This window comes from Neoroseomonas marina, assembly GCF_012927745.1.
Classification (GTDB): domain Bacteria; phylum Pseudomonadota; class Alphaproteobacteria; order Acetobacterales; family Acetobacteraceae; genus Neoroseomonas; species Neoroseomonas marina.
This window is the reverse complement of sequence record NZ_JABBKX010000001.1, coordinates 114,339-131,059: the sequence shown is the minus strand read 5'-3', so window position 1 is coordinate 131,059 and position 16,721 is coordinate 114,339. Positions and strand designations below refer to the sequence as shown.

The window sequence follows — 16,721 nt, the reverse complement described above, 5'->3', positions numbered from 1 at the left end:
CGCCACACGGGGGAGACCAGCATGGCGGACAGCCAGGACGCGGCGCGGCAGGAACTGCTCGCGATGCGCAAGACCATCGACAACATCGACGCGGCGATGATCCACATGCTCGCCGAGCGCTTCCGCTGCACCCAGCGGGTCGGGGCGCTGAAGGCGAAGCACGACATGCCGCCCGCCGACCCGAAGCGGGAGGAACAGCAGGTCGCGCGCCTGCGCGCGCTGGCGAAGGAAGCCGACCTCGATCCCGAATTCGCCGAGAAGTACCTCGCCTTCGTGATCCGCGAGGTGATCCGCCATCACGAGGCCTTCGCGCGCACCCGGCACGAGGGCTGACGCCCCCGGCCGGCCTTCAGGAACGCGCCGTCACTTCGTTCCCCACATCCGGTCCCCCGCGTCGCCGAGGCCGGGCCGGATGTAGCTGTGGTCGTCGAGCTGCCGGTCGATCGCCGCGGTCCAGACCGGCACGTCCGGGTGATGGGCGTGGAAATGCGCGAGGCCCTCGGGCACTGCGAGCAGGCTGACGAAACGGATCTCCCTGCACCCACGCGCCTTGAAGCGATCGACCGCGGCAACCGCGGAATGGCCTGTCGCGAACATCGGGTCGAGGATCAGCACCAGGCGGTCGGCCACGTCGGGCGGCGCCTTGAAGTAGTACTCCACGGCCTGCAGCGTCGCCGGGTCGCGATAGAGCCCCACATGGGCCACGCGCGCGGCCGGCACCAGCGCCAGCATCCCGTCCAGCATGCCGAGCCCCGCGCGCAGCACCGGCGCGAGCACCAGTTTCCGCCCCGCGATGCGCGGGGCCATCATCGGTTCGAGCGGCGTCTCGATCGGGGTGCTCTCGAGCGGCAGGTCCCGCGTCACCTCGTAGCAGAGCAGCATCGAGATCTCGCCCAGCAGCCGGCGGAAGTCGCTCGATGGGCAGGTGGCGTCCCGCATCAGGGTGAGCTTGTGCTGCACCAGCGGGTGGGAGACGTGATGGACCTGTCCCGTCATGCGCCGATGCGATCCTCTCTGCGCGGTTCCATGGGGCGCAGGCGCGCCCGCGGGCCGTCTTTCGCGCAAAGCCGGCCGGCCCGCCAGAGGCTGCTACAGTAGAAACCAATAGGTTGAATTTTATGTATCGTAATTTTACCATCGCGGGCGATGCCCGATACCGGCCTCCTTCCCGAAGCGCTGTTCCAGCCTGCCGACGCCGGCGGCCGCGTCGTCGTCATCGGTCTGGGCTATGTCGGGCGGCCGCTCGCGCTGGAAGCGGCGGCGAGCGGTTTCGAGGTGACGGGCTTCGACCTGGATCCGGTCGCCGTCGCCGCCTGTGGCGAGACGATCCGCGCCACCTCCCGTGCGCGGGACCTGCCACCCGCCTCGACCTGGCTGATCTGCGTGCCCACGCCGCTCGATGCCGAGGGACGGCCGGACCTGTCCGCCGTCGCCGCCGCACTGGAGACCTGCCGTGCCCATGCGCCGCACGGCGCCCTGGTCTGCCTGGTCTCGACCTGCCAGCCCGGCGCGACCAACGGGCTCTGCCGCCGCATCCTCGAACGCTATGGGCGCCAGGTCGGGCGCGACATCTTCCTCGCGGTTTCGCCCGAGCGCGAGAATCCGGGTGACCCGATGGGCGGGCCGCGGCGCATCCCCCGCCTGCTCGGCGCGCCTGACCCCGTGTCCCTGGCTCGGGCGCGCGCCTTCTGGGAACGGATCACGGACCGCGTCATCACCGTTTCCGCCCCCGAAGTGGCGGAATGCGCGAAGCTGCTCGAGAACACCTATCGCCTGGTGAACGTCGCGCTGATGGATGAGCTCCATCGCGCCTTCGCCGCCTTCGGGGTGGCGACGCGGGAGGTGGTGGCGGCCGCCGCCACCAAGCCCTTCGGCTTCCAGCCTTTCTGGCCGGGGCTGGGCGCCGGCGGGCACTGCATTCCGGTCGACCCGGCGTACCTCCAGATGGAAGCGCGGCGGGCCGGGGCGGCCGCTTCGCTGCTCGACGCGGCGCTCGCGGCGAACCGGGGGCGGCCGGCGCGGGTGCTCGGCGCGGTGGCACAGGCGATGGACGGGCGGCTCGCCGGGCGGCGCATCCGCGTCGCGGGCGTGACCTACAAGCCCGGAGTGGCGGACCTGCGCGGTGCGGCGCCCGTCGCGCTGCTGCAGGGGCTCTCGGCCTGCGGGGTGGATGTGTCCTGGTGCGACCCGCTGATCCGCGAGGTGCCGGAGGACCTGGCGCGCTGGCCGCGCGCGGCGACCTTCGCCGAGGGCGTGCCGGAGGCGATCGTGCTCGGCACGCCACACCGCGACTTCGACCTCGCGCGCCTGGCCGAGGCCGCGCCGCTGGTCTTCGACCCCTTCGGCGTGCTGCCGCAGGACCCCGGAGGCCGGGTGCGCGTGGTCTGATCCGTGACGGTCAGCGCGGCGGCGCGGTCAGCCGAGACGGCAGGACGACGGTGTTGCCGACCGCATAGACGACGCAGGTGCCGACCAGCCTTTCGCGCTGCGCCATCGTGCGGCACGCGGCGAGCGCCTTCTGGGTCGCGTCCTGGTCGTCGCGCGCACGCGTCGCGACGGTGACGCGGCCCTGGGGATGCAGCGCCATCGCCTTGGCCCCGGGCTGCGACGCATAGGTCATGACCTCCGCCATCTCGGGCCGGCGCCGGGCGGCGATCGCGGGCACGCGCTCGGGGTCGTAGGCGCCGGCGTATTGCAGGCGGGACATGTCGCGCCGGCGGTTCGCGAGTTCGGGCGGCACGACGGTGTCGTTCACCGCGACCAGGATGCAGGGCGTGCCGAAGGTCAGCTGGCAACGCTCGAGCATCACCACCTCGGCATCCTCGGCGGTGGCGAAGCCCTGCACGCGGAAGGCCGTCGCGCGTTCCGGGTTGACCGCCAGCGCGCGGTTCCCGGGGGAGGCGACATAGCCATCCGCCGTGGTGCGCGCATTGGCGGGCGCGAGGCTGGGGATCCGTGACGCCAGCGCCGCCGCCGTCAGCCGCGGTACCGCGGCCGCGACCGGCTCGGACGGGCGCACCGGCGCTGCGACGGGCGGCACCGGCGCGACCGCGGCCGCGACCGCGGGGGCCGGTTCCATCGCCTGCAGGCGTGCGCGCGCCAGCGGCGCGAAGGTGCCGCTGGGAAAGCGTTCGAGATAGGCGCGGTAGTCCGCCGCCGTGTTGCCCGCCCGCACCGTTTCCCAGAACAGGAGCTCGGCGCGGTCGTCGCGCGGCGCGGCAGGGGCGGGTGGGGCCGGTGTCGGGGGCACGTTGATGGCGGCGGGGATGAAGTAGAAGGCGCCCTCCATCGCCGAATGTTCCCACGGCACCTGGCGGCCGCCGGTGGCCTCGCGCACGTCGCGCCGCACCTCGGCCATCATGGCCCGCAATTCGAGGCCGGGCGTCGAGATCTTGCGCAGCAGCGCGGCGGTGAAGGGGCTGTTCTGGCCGGCGCCGTCCTCGGCGACCTCGCCCGGCGCGGTGGCGAAGGCGATCAGCGTGCCGACCGCGGCGCGCACAGGCGTCAGCCCCGGCCCCGTGGCGATGCCGCGCGTCGCGCTCGCGAGCCGCAGGCGGAAGGGATTGTCGCGGCAGCCATCGAGCAGGACGATCGACACGCGCGCGCTTTCGAGCTGCGCGAGGATGCTGTCGAGGTCGAGCGCCTCGAACCGCAGGTCGCGGTCGGTGCGGATGTCGGTCGAGACGGGCAGCAGCCAGTTCCGTCCGCCGAATTCCAGCGCGTGGCCGGCGTAGAAGAACAGCGCGGCCTCCGCGCCGACCGCCCGCTGGCCGAGCCGCCGGACCGCCTGTTCCATGGCGAGCCGGTCGGGATCGATCACCAGATCGGTCTCGAAGCCCATGCCGCGCAGCAGTTCCGCCAGCGCGCGCGCATCGTTGGGCGGATTGGCGAGCGGCGGGATGGCACGATAGGCGCCGACGCCCATGACGAGGGCCACGCGCGCGCCCGGCTGCGCGACCGCCGGGGCGGCGAGCACCAGCAGCGCGGCGAGGGCGACGATCAGGTGGCGCAGGCAGCCCCGCATGACGGCCGGTCCATACACGATCGAATCATCCTGCGCATTGCGTTCGGTCACGCGCCCTGAAGCACTTCGTGGCGCAGGAGCTTCAGCAGGGCCGCGAGGCGCGGTGCGAGAAGCAGCGACTGTCCGTAGCGGTGGCGTCGCGCGCGATCCTCCGCAGCCTCCGGCGGTGGCGTCTCCCCGGGCCGCAGCAGCGGCAGGGACCGGTGCTCCGCCTCGGTGAACAGGGTGGCGAGACCTGGCGCGTCCAGCACCGGCACGCTCCCGGCCAGCAACGCGCGGACCAGGCCCTCGCGATCCGTCGCCGCCATCGTCGCGGGTCCGGCCGGCATCGCGGCCGCGTCGACGGCGGAGATCGTGCCGCAGGGCGGCGTCAGCGCCGGCAGGACGATGGCGCGGTCCTGCAGCAGCGCGCTGCGCCGCGCCGCACGCGACGGCACGACAATGTCGAGCCCGCGTGCCGTCGCGGCATTCGCGTAGGCGTCCCGGTCGTCCTCGATCAGCCAGCCCACGACGGGGCCGAGGAAGCCGCCGTCACGCAGGGGCGCGACCCAATCGGCGCCGTCATGGGCGCGCAGCAGCCGCACCACCAGATCGGCGCCCGGGGCTGCGCCCGGCAGGTCGCCGCGGATCTCGAGGGCGACGCCTTCGGCGGCCAGGGCGGCGCGGGCGTCCTCGCGCGCCGCCGCGACCGTGGTCTCGGCGCACCAGGCATCGATGAGCAACAGCCGTACGGGGCGGCCATGCTGGGTCATCGCGCCGCGCAACCGCGCACGGATCGCGTCCTGGCGAGCGGGCGGGGGCGCGGGTGCGGCGACGCGGTCGCGCACGGCGACCTGCTCGTCGGCCAGCGCGGTCCGCGCCGCCGTGCGCTGCGCCGCGTGGATGCGATAGAAGGCCGCTGGCCAGGGCACCTGCAGGATGCGCGGTCGTTCCGCCGCCGCGCGCAGCCAGAGCTCGTAGTCGAAGACGGCGGACAGCGACGTGTCGAGCCGCCCGCCCAGCTTTTCCCAGAAGCGGCGCGCGACCAGCGCCTCGGGCTGGAGGAAGAAGCGGCCTTCCGCCCAGCGGCCGAACACGTCGCCGAGCGCCTCGGTCGTGAAGCCGTCCGGCCCGTCCGCGAGCGGCGTCTGGTGGCCGAGGATGCGCCGCCCGCGATGGGGCAGGGAGGAGCCGTGGACGATGTCCACCTCCGGTGCCCGCGCGAAGGCGGCGCCGAGGCGATGCAGCGCGCCGGGCGCGAGCAGGTCGTCGGCGTTGATCCAGCCGAGCAGGTCGGCGTCGCTGCCGGCGAAGCCCTTGCAGATCGCCTCGGCGGGGCCGTTGTCGGGCTCGCTGATGACGTGGTGCAGGTGGTGGCTGTGGCGGGCGATCAGCGCCGCCGTACCGTCGGTCGATCCTGCGTCGACGATGACGTGCTCCACCGCCGGATAGCCCTGGGCGGCGACGGAGAGGATCGTCTCCTCGAGCCAGGGGCCGGGATTGAAGCAGGGCGTCACGAGGCGGATGCGCGGCCATGACGCGCCCGCGGGCAGCAGCGCCTCGAAGCCGGCGGGCGGGCGGGCGAAGGGCCAGGGCAGTTCGCCGAAGCTTGGCCAGGCAGCGCCGGCCATCGCGGCCTCATCCGCCGCGGGCAGGGGGGCGAGGATGGCGGCGGCGGCGTCCGGATCGCCCGCTGCCAGCGCCGCGTAGCCGGCATTGAACCGCGCGGCGGGATCGGCGGGCGCTAGGTGGTGCGCGAGCGCGAAGGCGATGCCCGCGCGCGCCGGGCGATGGGTCGCGAGGTGCAGCAGCCCGCCCTCGTTCGGCGCAGCCTCCCCGATGGCGGCGAGCAGCCGGGCGCGCTGGTTGTCTCCGGCCGCGATCGCCGCGGCGCCGAGGGTTCGCAGCAGGTCGCCCCGCCCCGCTTCCTCCACGAGGCGTGCGAGTTCGGCCAGCGCCTCCTCCGGCATCGCCGCGATGGCGCCGGCGGCGGCCTCGGCCATCTCGGCGAGCAGAGCCGTGTCCGCGCCCTCGTTCAGGCTGCGGCGATAGGCAGGCAGGGCGGCGTCGAGGAAGCTGCGCCGCATCAGCGGTCGGGGGCTGGCGCGCCAGGCGTGGCGCAGCACGTCGACGGCGGCCTCCACAGCACCGATGCGGCGCAGCGTGTCGCCGGTCATGCCGAGCAGGTCGGTCAGCACGGGGTCGGTCGCCGCGGCGCCATAGGCCGGGGCGGCGACCGCGCGCGCCGCCGCCGGGCGCGCGAGCCGCGCATGCAGCAGCGCGATCTTCAGCCGGTGCGCCGTGTCGCCCGGCGCCTCGTCGAGCGCGGCCTCGGCCAGTGCGACGGCCTCGGCCTCCTGCCCGGCATCGGCGGCGGCGCGGGCGGCGGTGAGCAACGCCTCCGGCCAGGGCGGGCCGAGCCGGGCGACGAGCAGCCGCCGCGCGCCCTCGGGCAGTCGTCCCGACAGGTGCGGCGGCAGTGGCGCCATCTACTCCGCCGCGCGCATGGTCGGGGCGGGCAGTACCGCGGCGAGCGAGGTGCGCACGACGATCGCCACCGGACCCGGCGCGGCGAGCGCGGCTTCCAGCGCCGGCAGGTCCGCATTGCTGTCCACCCGCGTGACCGGCACGCGGAAGGACGAGCACCAGGTGACGAAATCCGGGTTCTCCAGCGTGGTGCCGGAGACGCGGCCGGGATGCGCCATTTCCTGGTGGATGCGGATCGAGGCATAGGTGCCGTTGTCCGACAGCAGCAGCTTGAGCGGCGCGCGCCGGGCCACGGCGACCGCGAATTCGGCCGCCGTCATCAGCGCGCCGCCGTCGCCCACGGCGGCGATCACCTGCCGGTTCGGGTAGCGCAGCGCGGCCGCCACGCCCGCCGGCACGCCGAACCCCATCGCGCCCGAGAGCGGCGCCACCAGCCGCTGCGGCGGCGTCCAGGCCACCTTGCGGTAGAACGGCGCGCCGAAGGTGCCGGCATCGAGGGTCACGATCGCGTCCGGCGCGGCGATCTCGCCGATGCGGCGCGCCACCTCGGCGAAGGCGACGCCGTCATTGTGGTTGGCCGGACGCACGCCGGTGTCGGCGACATGGATGGCGCGCAGGCGGGCGTTCCAGGCCTCGCGCGCCGCCGGGGCCGCGGGCTGTTCCGCGCCGAGGGCGGCGATCAGCGCCTGCGCATCGGCGGCGAGCGCCATCTCGGCCGGGAAGAGCCAGCCGAGGAAGCGCGGCTCGGCGCAGACATGCACCAGACGCTGCCCCGGCGCGGGCCAGGTCCACCCCTGGGTCGTGATGTCGGTCAGCCGCGTCCCGAGCGCGAGAACGAGGTCGCTTTCCGCGAAGGCCGCGCGCTGCGCGTCGGGATTCCGCAGGCCCAGGTCGCCGGCATAGAGCGGATGATTGTTCGGGAAGAGGTCCTGCCGGCGGAAGGAGACCGCGACGGGCAGGTTCCACGCCTCGGCGAAGGCTTGCAGCGCTTCCCGCCCGCCCGGCCGGTCGAAGGCGTGGCCGGCCAGCAGGATCGGCCGTTCCGCCGTGCGCAGCATCGCCGCGAGGCGCGCGACCTCCGCCGGCGCCGGGATAGCGGGGACGGGGATGGTCGCCGGCATCACCGGCGCCGCGCAGGGCTCGGCCAGCACGTCCTCGGGCAGGGAGATCACGACAGGGCCTGGCACGCCCTGCATCGCCATGGCGTAGCCGCGCGCGATCAGTTCGGGGACCTGGTTCGGCTCGGTCGCCTCGCCGACCCATTTCGCGATGCCGCCGAACATCCGCGCGTAGTCGATCTCCTGGAAGGCGTTGCGGCGCAGGTCGCGCTTCTCCACCTGGCCGACCAGCAGGATCAGCGGCACGGCGTCCTGCTCGGCCGTGTGCACGGCGATCGAGGCGTTGCAGGCGCCGGGCCCGCGGGAGACCAGCACCACGCCCGGCCGCCCGGTCATCTTCGCATCGGCCACCGCCATGAAGCCTGCCCCGCCTTCGGAGCGGCAGGTGACGAGGTCAATCCTGGGATGAGCGTGCAGCGCATCGAGCAGCGCGATGTAGGACTCACCCGGAACGCAGAAGGCGCGGTCGATCCCCTGGTCTGCGAGGAATGCGATCAGGCGCTCGGCGGCAGTGGGCATCGGGCAACGTTTCCTTGTGGCTTGCCTCTCCGATAGCGCGGGACCGGTCGGTGATCCATGGCAGGCGTGCCAATTCGTGCGTATCGCGTTATGTCTCGTGGCGAAGCATGGCGCCGATCGCCCGCCGGGGGCGACGAGCAGCCAGCCCCAGGGAGTGTCCTTTGAAGCCCACACGCCGCTCGACCCTTGCCCTCGCCGTGGCTGCCGCCGCCGCGCCCTCCGTCCTGCGGGCGCAGTCGGCGGGCGAATGGCGCCCGACCCGGCCGATCCGGCTGGTGGTCCCCTTCGCCCCCAGCGGGTCCAACGACATCGTCGGGCGCATCCTGGCGGAACCGGTCGGCCAGATCCTCGGCCAGGCGTTCGTGGTGGAGAACCGCGCCGGCGCCGGCAGCGTGATCGGCACGGAGGCCGTCGCCCGCGCCGCGCCGGATGGCTATACGGTGCTCATCAACAGCGCGCACGCGACCGTGCCCGCCATCGTCGCGCGGGTGCCCTACCACGCCGTCAACGACTTCGCGGGCGTCGCGGTGGCGGGATTCTCGCCGCACGTGCTCGTGGTGAACCCGAACCTGCCGGTGCGGAACGCGCAGGAACTCGTGGCGCTGCTGAAGGCCAATCCGGGCCGCTACAACTTCGCCTCGGCCGGAATCGGCAGCGGCGTGCACCTCGCCGGGGAGCTGTTTCGCAGCACCTCCGACGTGCAGGTGGAAATGGTCCACTACCGGGGCGGCGGGCCCGCCGTGGCGGCGCTGATGTCGGGCGAGGCCCAGTTCGGCACGCCGACCATGGCCTCCTCGATCGGGCAGATCCGGCAGGGGGGCGTGCGGGCGCTCGCCGTCGCGGCCGCGCAGCGCAGCCCGGCACTGCCCGACGTGCCGAGCGCGGTCGAGGCCGGCATCCCGCGCTTCATCTTCGAGGAGTTCTTCCCCATCCTCGCCCCCGCCGGCACGCCGCCGAATGTCCTGAGCGCGCTCGGCGCCGCCTTCCGCACCGCGATCCAGCAGAACGCCGGGAAGCTCAGCGAGATGGCGGGCGTCGCGCCGCGCCCCGGCTACGAGACGCCGGAGCAGGTGATGACGCTCGTGCGCGAGGGCGTCGACCAGTACACGGCCATCCTGCGCGCCGCCGGCGTCCAGCCAGAATAGGCGCGGATCGTTCGACAGGGAGGAAACAACAATGAACATCACGCGCCGCCCGCTGTTGCTGGCGGGCCTGTTCGCGCCTGCCATCGCCCGAGCCCAGGCGGCCTGGCGGCCGGACCGGCCGGTCCGCATCGTCGTGCCCTTCGCGCCGGGCGGGGCGACCGACGTCGTCGCGCGCGTGCTGTCCGAGACGCTGGCCGGCCAGCTCGGCCAGCCGGTCGTGATCGAGAACCGCGCGGGCGGCGCCGCGGGGCTGATCGGTACCGAGTCCGTGGCGAAGGCCGCGCCGGACGGGCATACGCTGCTGCTGCATTCGAACGCGCATGTGGTCGCGCCGAGCCTCGTGGCGCGCATGCCCTACGACCCGATCGCGGATTTCGCCGCGGTCGCGCACAACGGCCGCGTGCCGCAGGTGCTGGTGGTGAACAACCGGCTGCCGGCGAGCGACATGGCCGGCCTGATCACTTGGCTGCGGGCCAATTCGGGCAGGATCAACTTCGCCTCGGCCGGCATCGGCAGCGGCAACCATCTGGCGTCTGAGGTGTTCCGCGCCGCGCTGCCGGGCATCGAGATGCAGATGGTGCAGTATCGCGGCGGTGGGCCGGCCATGGCGGCGGTGATCTCGGGCGACGCGCACATGGCGATCGATCCCATCGCATCGGCCGTCAGCCACATTCGCGCCGGCACGGTGCGCGCGATCGCGGTCGCCGGACCGACGCGCGCGGCGATCCTGCCGGACACACCCTCGGCCACCGAGGCCGGACTGCCGGCCTGGTCCATCGCCGCCTGGTTCGCGACCTTCGCCCCCGCGCGCACGCCGCCCGCGGCCATCGCGACGCTGAACGCGGCCTTCAACGCGACGTCGGAGCGACTGGCCGCGCGGCTCGGCGAACTCGGCGTCGAGCCGCAGCCGCAATACGCCACGCCGGACTCGGTCATGGCCTTCGTGCGGGAGGACATGGTCCGCAGCGCCGCCATCCTGCGCGCCGCCGGCGTGCAGCCCGAATGATGCGGCCGTCCCACCCCGAGGAGCGGTCGCCGCACGAGCCGCCACGGCCAGTCGAGGAGATGCCGCGTCCATGATGAACCGTCGCACCCTGCTCGCCGCCGCGGGCAGCCTCCCGCTCGCGGCGCCGGCGCTGGGGCAGTCGCCCTGGCCGAACAAGCCGGTGCGCGTGATCGTGGGCTTCCCGCCGGGCGGGTCGCTCGACGTCATGACGCGGCTCGCCTGCGAGCAGATGCAGTCCCGCTTCGGCCAGGCCTTCGTGGTCGAGACCCGCTCCGGCGCCTCGGGCAACATCGGGGCGGAGGCGATCGCGCGCGCGACGCCGGACGGCTACACCATCGGCACCATCAGCATGCACAACCTGCTGATCAACCCGCTGCTGTTCACGCGGCTCCCCTATGACGCACGCAAGGACTTCGCCTGGATCAGCGCGATGTGGGACCTGCCCAATGTCGCGGTGGTGCCGGCCCAGCACGTGCCCGCGCGCACCGTTGCGGAATTCGTCACCTGGGCGAAGGCCCGGCTGAACGGGGTCAGCTACGGGTCCTCGGGCGTCGGCACCACGATCCATCTGTCGGGTGCCTACCTCATGGCGCAGGCCGGCATCCGGGCAGAGCACGTGACCTTCCGCGGCGCGGCGCAGACCATCCCGGCGATGCTGTCCGGCGACATCCAGATCGCCGTCGACAACCTCGCCTCCTACGTGCCGGTGATCCAGGAAGGGCGGATGCGGCCACTGGCGGTCACGACGCGGGAACGCTGGCCGGGCCTGCCGGAGGTGCCGACCATGGCCGAGGCCGGCTTCGCGGGCCTGTCCTACGGGCCGTGGCATCTCTGGGCGGCGCCGGCGGGCACGCCGCGGGCGATGATCGACCGGCTGTCGCAGGAAATCCGCACCGCCTTCGCCGACCAGGCGCTGCAGCAGCGCGCGATCGGGATGGGGGCGCGCCTGCTCGGGACGACGCCGGAGCAACTCGCGGAACGGCTCGAGCGGGAACGCCCGATCTGGGCGGAGATGGTGCGGATCTCCGGGGCGCAGCCAGAGTAGGGACGCGGAGGGGCGCCGCCCCTCCGGACCTCCCCGCCAAAGGCCGAAGGGCCTTTGGCAACCGTGACCTTCAGGCGCCGCGCTGGAGCAGGGCGATGACGGCGCGCTGCCAGGTCTCCCAGGCCTGGTCCATCGCCGCGCCGGCCTGTTCGGCCTCGCGGCTCGCGGCGTTCAGGCGCCGGCGGGCTTCCTGCAGCTCGCCGCCGGTGCGGTCCTCGGCGGCCTTGCGCGCGCGGTCCAGCGCCTGGTCGGCCGTGCGGTAGGCGCGGGCCTTCATCCGCGCATCGTCGAGCAGCCCGCGCAGTTCCTGCATCGCGGTGACGACGCCCGCGAGGTCCTCCTTGCCCGGCGTGCCGTCCGCAACGCGCCCCAGGATCTCCTGCAGCCGCTCGAGCGTTCCGGGACCGCCGGGCAGGCGGCGGAGGTTCTGCTCGATGTCGAATTGCTGCCAGCGCAGCAGCACGGGTTCGCCGAGGCCGGTGTCCCACAGCGGCACGTCCTGGCGGACCGCGCGTTCGAAGGGCAGGCGGAGGGTCTGGGTCGTGCCGTCCAGCGCCGCTTCGAAGCGCAGGCCGTAATCGCCTTCGGAAACGGTCGTGAAGCGCGGCGTCGCCCCGGGGCGCCGCGGCACGTCGATGACGAGCGTGCCCCGCGCCCCGCGTGGGTCGACGGCGATCGCCGTCTCCTCGGTCCGGGCAAGGTCGATCGTGACGAAGCCACGGCGCAGCTGGATGCGCGTCACCCGCTCGGTGGTCGAGGAGGACTGGCTGTATTGCACGTCGCGATCGCGCGCGAAGGCGAGGATGCGCCCGTCGCCGGCCGGCATGGCGCGGACTTCCGCGTCGCCCAGGAAGACGCCGGCCTCGGGGCCTTCGAGCCCGTAGACCGTCGCCAAACCATCGGGCAGCGTGCTCTGCGTCGCGTTGCGGATGCGCACGGCGTTCAGCGGGTTCCGAGCCGAGAGATCCTGGATCCACCAGATGCGCTCGGCCGGCAGGCGAACGTCGATGAAGGGAACGTTCGCGGTCTCGCCGCTGCGGATGGTGACGGGTTCGGCGAGCACGAAGGCGACGCGTCCGGCCGACGCCTCGGCCGTCGCGGTGGTGGCAGGCTGGGCGGGCGCGCCGCCGGCGACGCGGCTGCGCGCGTCGGCAGGCTCGGCGAGACGGGCGGCCTGCGGCGCGGCGGCGCCGAATTCCGCGGCGGCGCGTGGCGCGGGCGCGGCCATGACCGGCGGCGGCGGCGGCGGCGGGCGGGCCCCGGTGTCGGGCCGCACCTGCACCGCGCCGGCGACGCGTACCGGCAGTTCCGGCCGCGGCACGGTGATCGGTTCGTAGATCGGCTGGCGGAAGGCCGCGGCGTCACCCGAGACGAGGGCAAGGCGGATGCGGTCCCAGTCGCTGCCGGAGGCATTCTCGACGACCGCCCAGCCCTGCAGCCGCGCCGGGGCGGTGCCGGCGGCGGCGCCCATCGGCGGCACCAGCAGCCGGTAGGACGGCTTCCACAGCGGCGCGCCGGCGACATAGAGCACCGCCACCTGGCGCGCCCGGTCTGCGCGCAGGCGAATCTCGATGGCCCGCTCATCCTCCGCGCGGGCCGCGGCCAGCGCCTCGGCCGCGCGGGCGACGCGGGCCGCGAGGCCGGTGTCGGTCAGCTTCACCTCATCGCCTTCGCGCAGCAGCACGGTGACGAGGCCGCGCTCCGTGATGAGGGACAGGCGCAGGCCGGCCGTCACCTCGCTCGCATCGGCGATGCGGCCGCGGGCGCCGCCGGCCTCGGCTTCCTGTCCGCGCAGGCCGGCGAACAGGCGCGCGCGCGATTCGAAATCCTCGGGGCGCAGCGGCAGGCCCCGGAAGGCCTCGCCGGCGAGGTCGCGCGCGGGCAGGCGGAGGCCCTCCACCGTGCCGGCGGTGTCGACCACGATCAGGCTGCGCAGCAGGTCGTCCACGTCCTCGGTCGGCGCACGGAAGGTGACGCTGTCCTGCGGCCCGACCTCGCCGGCGCGCTCGATCTGCGCAAGCCCGGCGGAGGAGAGCGTCACGCTGCGCACCGGCAATTCGTTCCCAAGGGCGGTGGAGGCCATCAGGACGAAGGCCAGGGTCAGGCGGCGCATGGGCATCTCCTCTCCGCAGGGGGACGGAGGGTAGGGGGGCACGCCGCCTAGAGGAAGGTCGGAACGATCGAGGCGACCATCAGGGCCGCCATCACGATGTTGAAAGTCCGGAGCGTCCCGGGCGTGCGCAGCAGGCGCGCCGCCCCGGCGCCGAGCCAGGCCCAGACCAGCGTGCAGGGCAGGCAGACCAGCGCGAAGGCGGCCGCGATCCGCAACGTTTCGGCGAAGGTGTCGCCGGCCGGGGTGGTGAAGGCGGGGATGGCGGCGAGCGCGATCATCCAGGCCTTGGGGTTCACCCATTGGAACAGGGCCGCGCCCGTGAAGCCGAGGGGTGGCCGGGACGGACCCTCGCCGGGCGCGCCGGCGCGGGCGATCTTCCAGGCGAGGACCAGGAGCCACGCTCCGCCGCCCCATTTCAGCAGCGCATGGAGGGCCGGCCAGGCGGTGAAGGGCGCGGCCAGGCCGAGGCCCACGATGACCAGCATGGCCGCGAAGCCGAAGGTGATGCCGAGCATGTGCGGCAGCGTGGCCCGCACGCCGTTGTTCGCCGCCGACGCCGCGACCATCAACACGTTCGGCCCCGGCGTGACGGAGGTCGCGACGGCGAAGGCGAACAGTGGCAGGAGCGTTTCCATCCGCCGATGCTATGTCAGTAATGCTGACCTTAATATGCGGCCTTGCCGGACCGCCCATGCGCGTGTCGCATGGGATGGTCGAATGAGGAGGATGCGATGTCGACTGAAACGCCCGAGCAGCGGCTGGCCGCGCTGGGACTGACCCTGCCGCCGGTGCCGCAGCCGATCGGGACCTACGTGCCGTACCGGGTGGAAGGCGGCTTCGTCTACACCTCGGGCCAGGGGCCGCGGCGGCCCGACGGCGTGAAGGTGCGCGGCAAGGTGCCCTCCGAGATGAGCGTCGAGGAGGCCTATGGCTACGCGCGCATGATCGGGCTGGGCCTGCTGGCGACCGCGGCTGCGGGGGCGGGGGGCCTTGCGCGGCTGAAGGCGGTGAAGGTGCTCGGCATGGTGAACAGCGACATCGACTTCGAGGATCATCCGAAGGTGATCAACGGCTGTTCCGACCTGTTCGTCGCGGTGCTGGGCGAGCATGGCCGGCATGCCCGTTCGGCGGTGGGCATGATGTCGCTGCCCGGCCGCATTCCGGTGGAGATCGAGGCGATCTTCCGCATCATCGACTAGCCGCGCATGGAACGGGGCCGCGCCGGCGTCGCCTGGGTGGCGCCGGTCACGGCTTCGTGTCTGCGCCGATCGTCCGTGCCTGAACGTTAACAGGTCGGCGACCCCTGATTCGGCAGGGCGCCGGTGAGGTTCGGACGTTGCGCAGCTTTGCCCGATGGACGATCGGCATGGTCGCGGCCGTGGTCCTGCTGACCGCGGGCGCTGCCGGCGTGCTGTGGATGACCGCCCGCCCGATGGCCGAGGCGCGCCTGTCCGCGGCCGTCGGGCGAACCGTCACGCTGGGCGGCATGTCGATCGAGCCGTCCTTCGGCCGGACGCGCATCACCTTCACGGAGGTCCGGATCGCCAACCCCGAAGGATGGCCCGCCGATCCGCCCTTCGCGCAGGCGGCGCGCGCGATCGTCGAGGTGGACGTTGCCGAGACGTGGCGGACCGGCGCCCTGATCCTGCCGTCGGTCACGGTGGAAGCCCCGGCCGTCACGGCGCTGTCGCGGGGCGAAGGCGACAACAACTACACCTTCGCCCTGCCGACGCCGCCCGGGGAGGCCGCGGCGGTGGAACCGGCGCCGCCCTCGCGGCTGCGCATCGGGGCGTTGCGGGTGCAGGGCGGCCGGGCGCGTGTCGCGATCGAACATCTGCGCGCCGCCTTCGACATCGGCTTCGAGACGCGCGACGACGAGTCCGGCGTGCCGACCATCGTCGCGGAGGCGCGCGGCACCTATGCGGCGCAGCCCCTGACGGCGTCGTTGACGGGTGGCGCCCTTCTGGCCTTGGGCGAAGCGACCGTGCCTTGGCCGGTCGACCTCTCCCTGACGAACGGGCCGACCCGTGCCCGCCTGACCGGAACGCTGCGGGATGCGCTGGCGCTGGCCGGCGCGGACCTGACCTTGGAACTGGCCGGGCCGGACATGGCCTTGCTCACGCCGCTGACAGGCGTGCCGATCCCCCGCACCCCGCGATACCAGGTGCGCGGCAAGCTGAGCTACGCCGAGGCGCGCGTGCGGTTCACCGATATCGCGGGCCGGGTCGGGAACAGCGACCTCGGCGGCACGATCACCATCGACCCGCGCGGCCAGCGGCCGGATGTGACGGCCGAACTGCGGTCACGCCGTGTCGATCTTGCGGACCTGACCGGCTTCATTGGTGGGCGGCCGGGGCGCGGTACGCCGACGCGGCAGACGCAGCAGGCCTCCCGCGTGTTGCCGGATGCACCGGTCAACATCCCGAAGCTGGAGATGGCGAATGTCCATCTCACCTATCGCGCCCAGCAGGTCATCGGGGGCTCCGCGCCGGTGGACAATCTCCGGGCGGAACTCGAGCTCATCGACGGGACGATCACGCTGCGTCCGGTCGCCTTCGGCGTCGGCCGCGGCGAGGTGGTGGGCAACATCGTGCTGACCCCGCGGGACGGGGCGGCGCTGCACCTGGAAGGGCAGGTGGATTTCCGCCGCGTCGACATCTCGCGGATCATGCAGTTCATCGGGTCCGAGGGCGGAGGCAGCCTGACGGGCCGCGCGCAGATCAATGCGACGGGCCGGTCGACCGCCGAACTGCTGGCCCGGGGCGACGGGTCGCTGCTGCTCGTGACCTCCGGCGGCAGCCTCTCGGCGGTCCTCGTGGATCTGTCCGGGCTGCGGCTCGGCAACGCGATCTTCTCGGCCTTCGGCCTCCCGTCGCGCACGCGCATCGAGTGCTTCGTCAGCGACTTCCGGCTGGAGCGCGGCGTCCTGCGCTCACGCGTGCTGCTGCTCGAGACAGCCGATGCGTTGCTGAGCGGCGAGGGTTCGATCCGGCTCGATCAGGAACGGCTGGACATGCGGGTCCGCAGCCAGCCGAAGCGCCTGACGATCGCGGCGCTGCCGACGGACCTCCTGGTGACGGGCACCTTGAAGGATCCGGTGATCACGCCCGAGATCGTGGAACTCGGCATCCGGGGCGGGATCGCGGCGGCGCTGGGCTTCGCCTCGGTCCCGCTCGCGATCCTGCCGACGATCGAACTCGGGATCGGCGACGATACGCGTTGCAACGACACGCTGCGCCGGGCCCAGGGCGGGCGGCGCGGCGCCGGGTCCCGGTAGCGGGGCCC

13 protein-coding genes are annotated in these 16,721 nt (G+C 73.5%); 7 read left to right on the top strand and 6 right to left on the bottom strand.

Features of this window, described 5'->3' with window-relative positions:
* Positions 1 to 21 precede the first annotated feature (21 nt).
* On the top strand, positions 22 to 333 hold the full coding sequence (locus GWK16_RS00625; RefSeq protein WP_168041288.1) for a chorismate mutase: 312 nt from the start codon (positions 22 to 24) through the stop codon (positions 331 to 333).
* A 30-nt stretch (positions 334 to 363) separates the two neighbouring features.
* Here GWK16_RS00625 and upp read toward each other — a convergent pair whose 3' ends face one another.
* On the bottom strand, positions 364 to 996 hold the full coding sequence (upp, locus tag GWK16_RS00620) for a uracil phosphoribosyltransferase (protein WP_170052049.1): 633 nt from the start codon (positions 994 to 996) through the stop codon (positions 364 to 366).
* A gap of 150 nt (positions 997 to 1,146) precedes the next feature.
* Here upp and GWK16_RS00615 point away from each other — a divergent pair, with 150 nt between their 5' ends.
* A complete protein-coding gene (locus GWK16_RS00615) occupies positions 1,147 to 2,388 on the top strand; it encodes a nucleotide sugar dehydrogenase (RefSeq protein ID WP_170052048.1) in 1,242 nt (413 codons plus the stop codon).
* A 10-nt stretch (positions 2,389 to 2,398) separates the two neighbouring features.
* Here GWK16_RS00615 and GWK16_RS00610 read toward each other — a convergent pair whose 3' ends face one another.
* The 3 genes from GWK16_RS00610 to GWK16_RS00600 are packed head-to-tail and all read right to left on the bottom strand — an operon-like array spanning position 2,399 to position 8,127.
* Complete coding sequence (locus GWK16_RS00610; RefSeq protein ID WP_170052047.1) at positions 2,399 to 4,042, bottom strand: caspase family protein; 1,644 nt, start codon at positions 4,040 to 4,042, stop codon at positions 2,399 to 2,401.
* A gap of 29 nt (positions 4,043 to 4,071) precedes the next feature.
* Positions 4,072 to 6,492, bottom strand: coding sequence for a glycosyltransferase family 2 protein (locus GWK16_RS00605; RefSeq protein ID WP_170052046.1), 2,421 nt, complete (start codon positions 6,490 to 6,492; stop codon positions 4,072 to 4,074).
* The gene (locus GWK16_RS00600) at positions 6,493 to 8,127 is read right to left on the bottom strand and encodes a thiamine pyrophosphate-binding protein (RefSeq protein WP_170052045.1); all 1,635 of its coding nucleotides are present in this window, start codon (positions 8,125 to 8,127) and stop codon (positions 6,493 to 6,495) included. It abuts the gene before it with no gap.
* A gap of 161 nt (positions 8,128 to 8,288) precedes the next feature.
* Here GWK16_RS00600 and GWK16_RS00595 point away from each other — a divergent pair, with 161 nt between their 5' ends.
* The 3 genes from GWK16_RS00595 (at position 8,289) to GWK16_RS00585 (ending at position 11,323) form a co-directional block, all read left to right on the top strand.
* Positions 8,289 to 9,272 carry a Bug family tripartite tricarboxylate transporter substrate binding protein gene (locus tag GWK16_RS00595; protein WP_170052044.1) on the top strand — a complete coding sequence of 328 codons (984 nt, stop codon included), beginning with the start codon at positions 8,289 to 8,291 and terminating at the stop codon, positions 9,270 to 9,272.
* A gap of 31 nt (positions 9,273 to 9,303) precedes the next feature.
* Entirely contained in the window at positions 9,304 to 10,278 is a 975-nt protein-coding gene (locus GWK16_RS00590) for a Bug family tripartite tricarboxylate transporter substrate binding protein (RefSeq protein ID WP_170052043.1), read from the top strand.
* 70 nt (positions 10,279 to 10,348) lie between these two features.
* Positions 10,349 to 11,323, top strand: a complete 975-nt coding sequence (locus GWK16_RS00585) for a Bug family tripartite tricarboxylate transporter substrate binding protein (protein ID WP_170052042.1) — start codon at positions 10,349 to 10,351, stop codon at positions 11,321 to 11,323.
* Positions 11,324 to 11,393: 70 nt separating this feature from the next.
* Here the strand turns inward: GWK16_RS00585 and GWK16_RS00580 are convergent, their stop codons facing one another.
* Together GWK16_RS00580 and GWK16_RS00575 are read right to left on the bottom strand one after the other, a co-directional pair.
* On the bottom strand, positions 11,394 to 13,436 hold the full coding sequence (locus GWK16_RS00580; RefSeq protein WP_170052041.1) for a hypothetical protein: 2,043 nt from the start codon (positions 13,434 to 13,436) through the stop codon (positions 11,394 to 11,396).
* 47 nt (positions 13,437 to 13,483) lie between these two features.
* Positions 13,484 to 14,071 carry a LysE family translocator gene (locus GWK16_RS00575; protein WP_170052040.1) on the bottom strand — a complete coding sequence of 196 codons (588 nt, stop codon included), beginning with the start codon at positions 14,069 to 14,071 and terminating at the stop codon, positions 13,484 to 13,486.
* Between the two features lie 96 nt (positions 14,072 to 14,167).
* Between GWK16_RS00575 and GWK16_RS00570 the strand changes: the two genes are divergently transcribed.
* Both GWK16_RS00570 and GWK16_RS00565 read left to right on the top strand, forming a co-directional pair.
* Positions 14,168 to 14,635, top strand: coding sequence for a RidA family protein (locus GWK16_RS00570; RefSeq protein WP_170052039.1), 468 nt, complete (start codon positions 14,168 to 14,170; stop codon positions 14,633 to 14,635).
* Positions 14,636 to 14,772: 137 nt separating this feature from the next.
* Positions 14,773 to 16,713, top strand: coding sequence for an AsmA family protein (locus tag GWK16_RS00565; protein WP_170052038.1), 1,941 nt, complete (start codon positions 14,773 to 14,775; stop codon positions 16,711 to 16,713).
* The last annotated feature ends 8 nt before the right edge of the window (positions 16,714 to 16,721 follow it).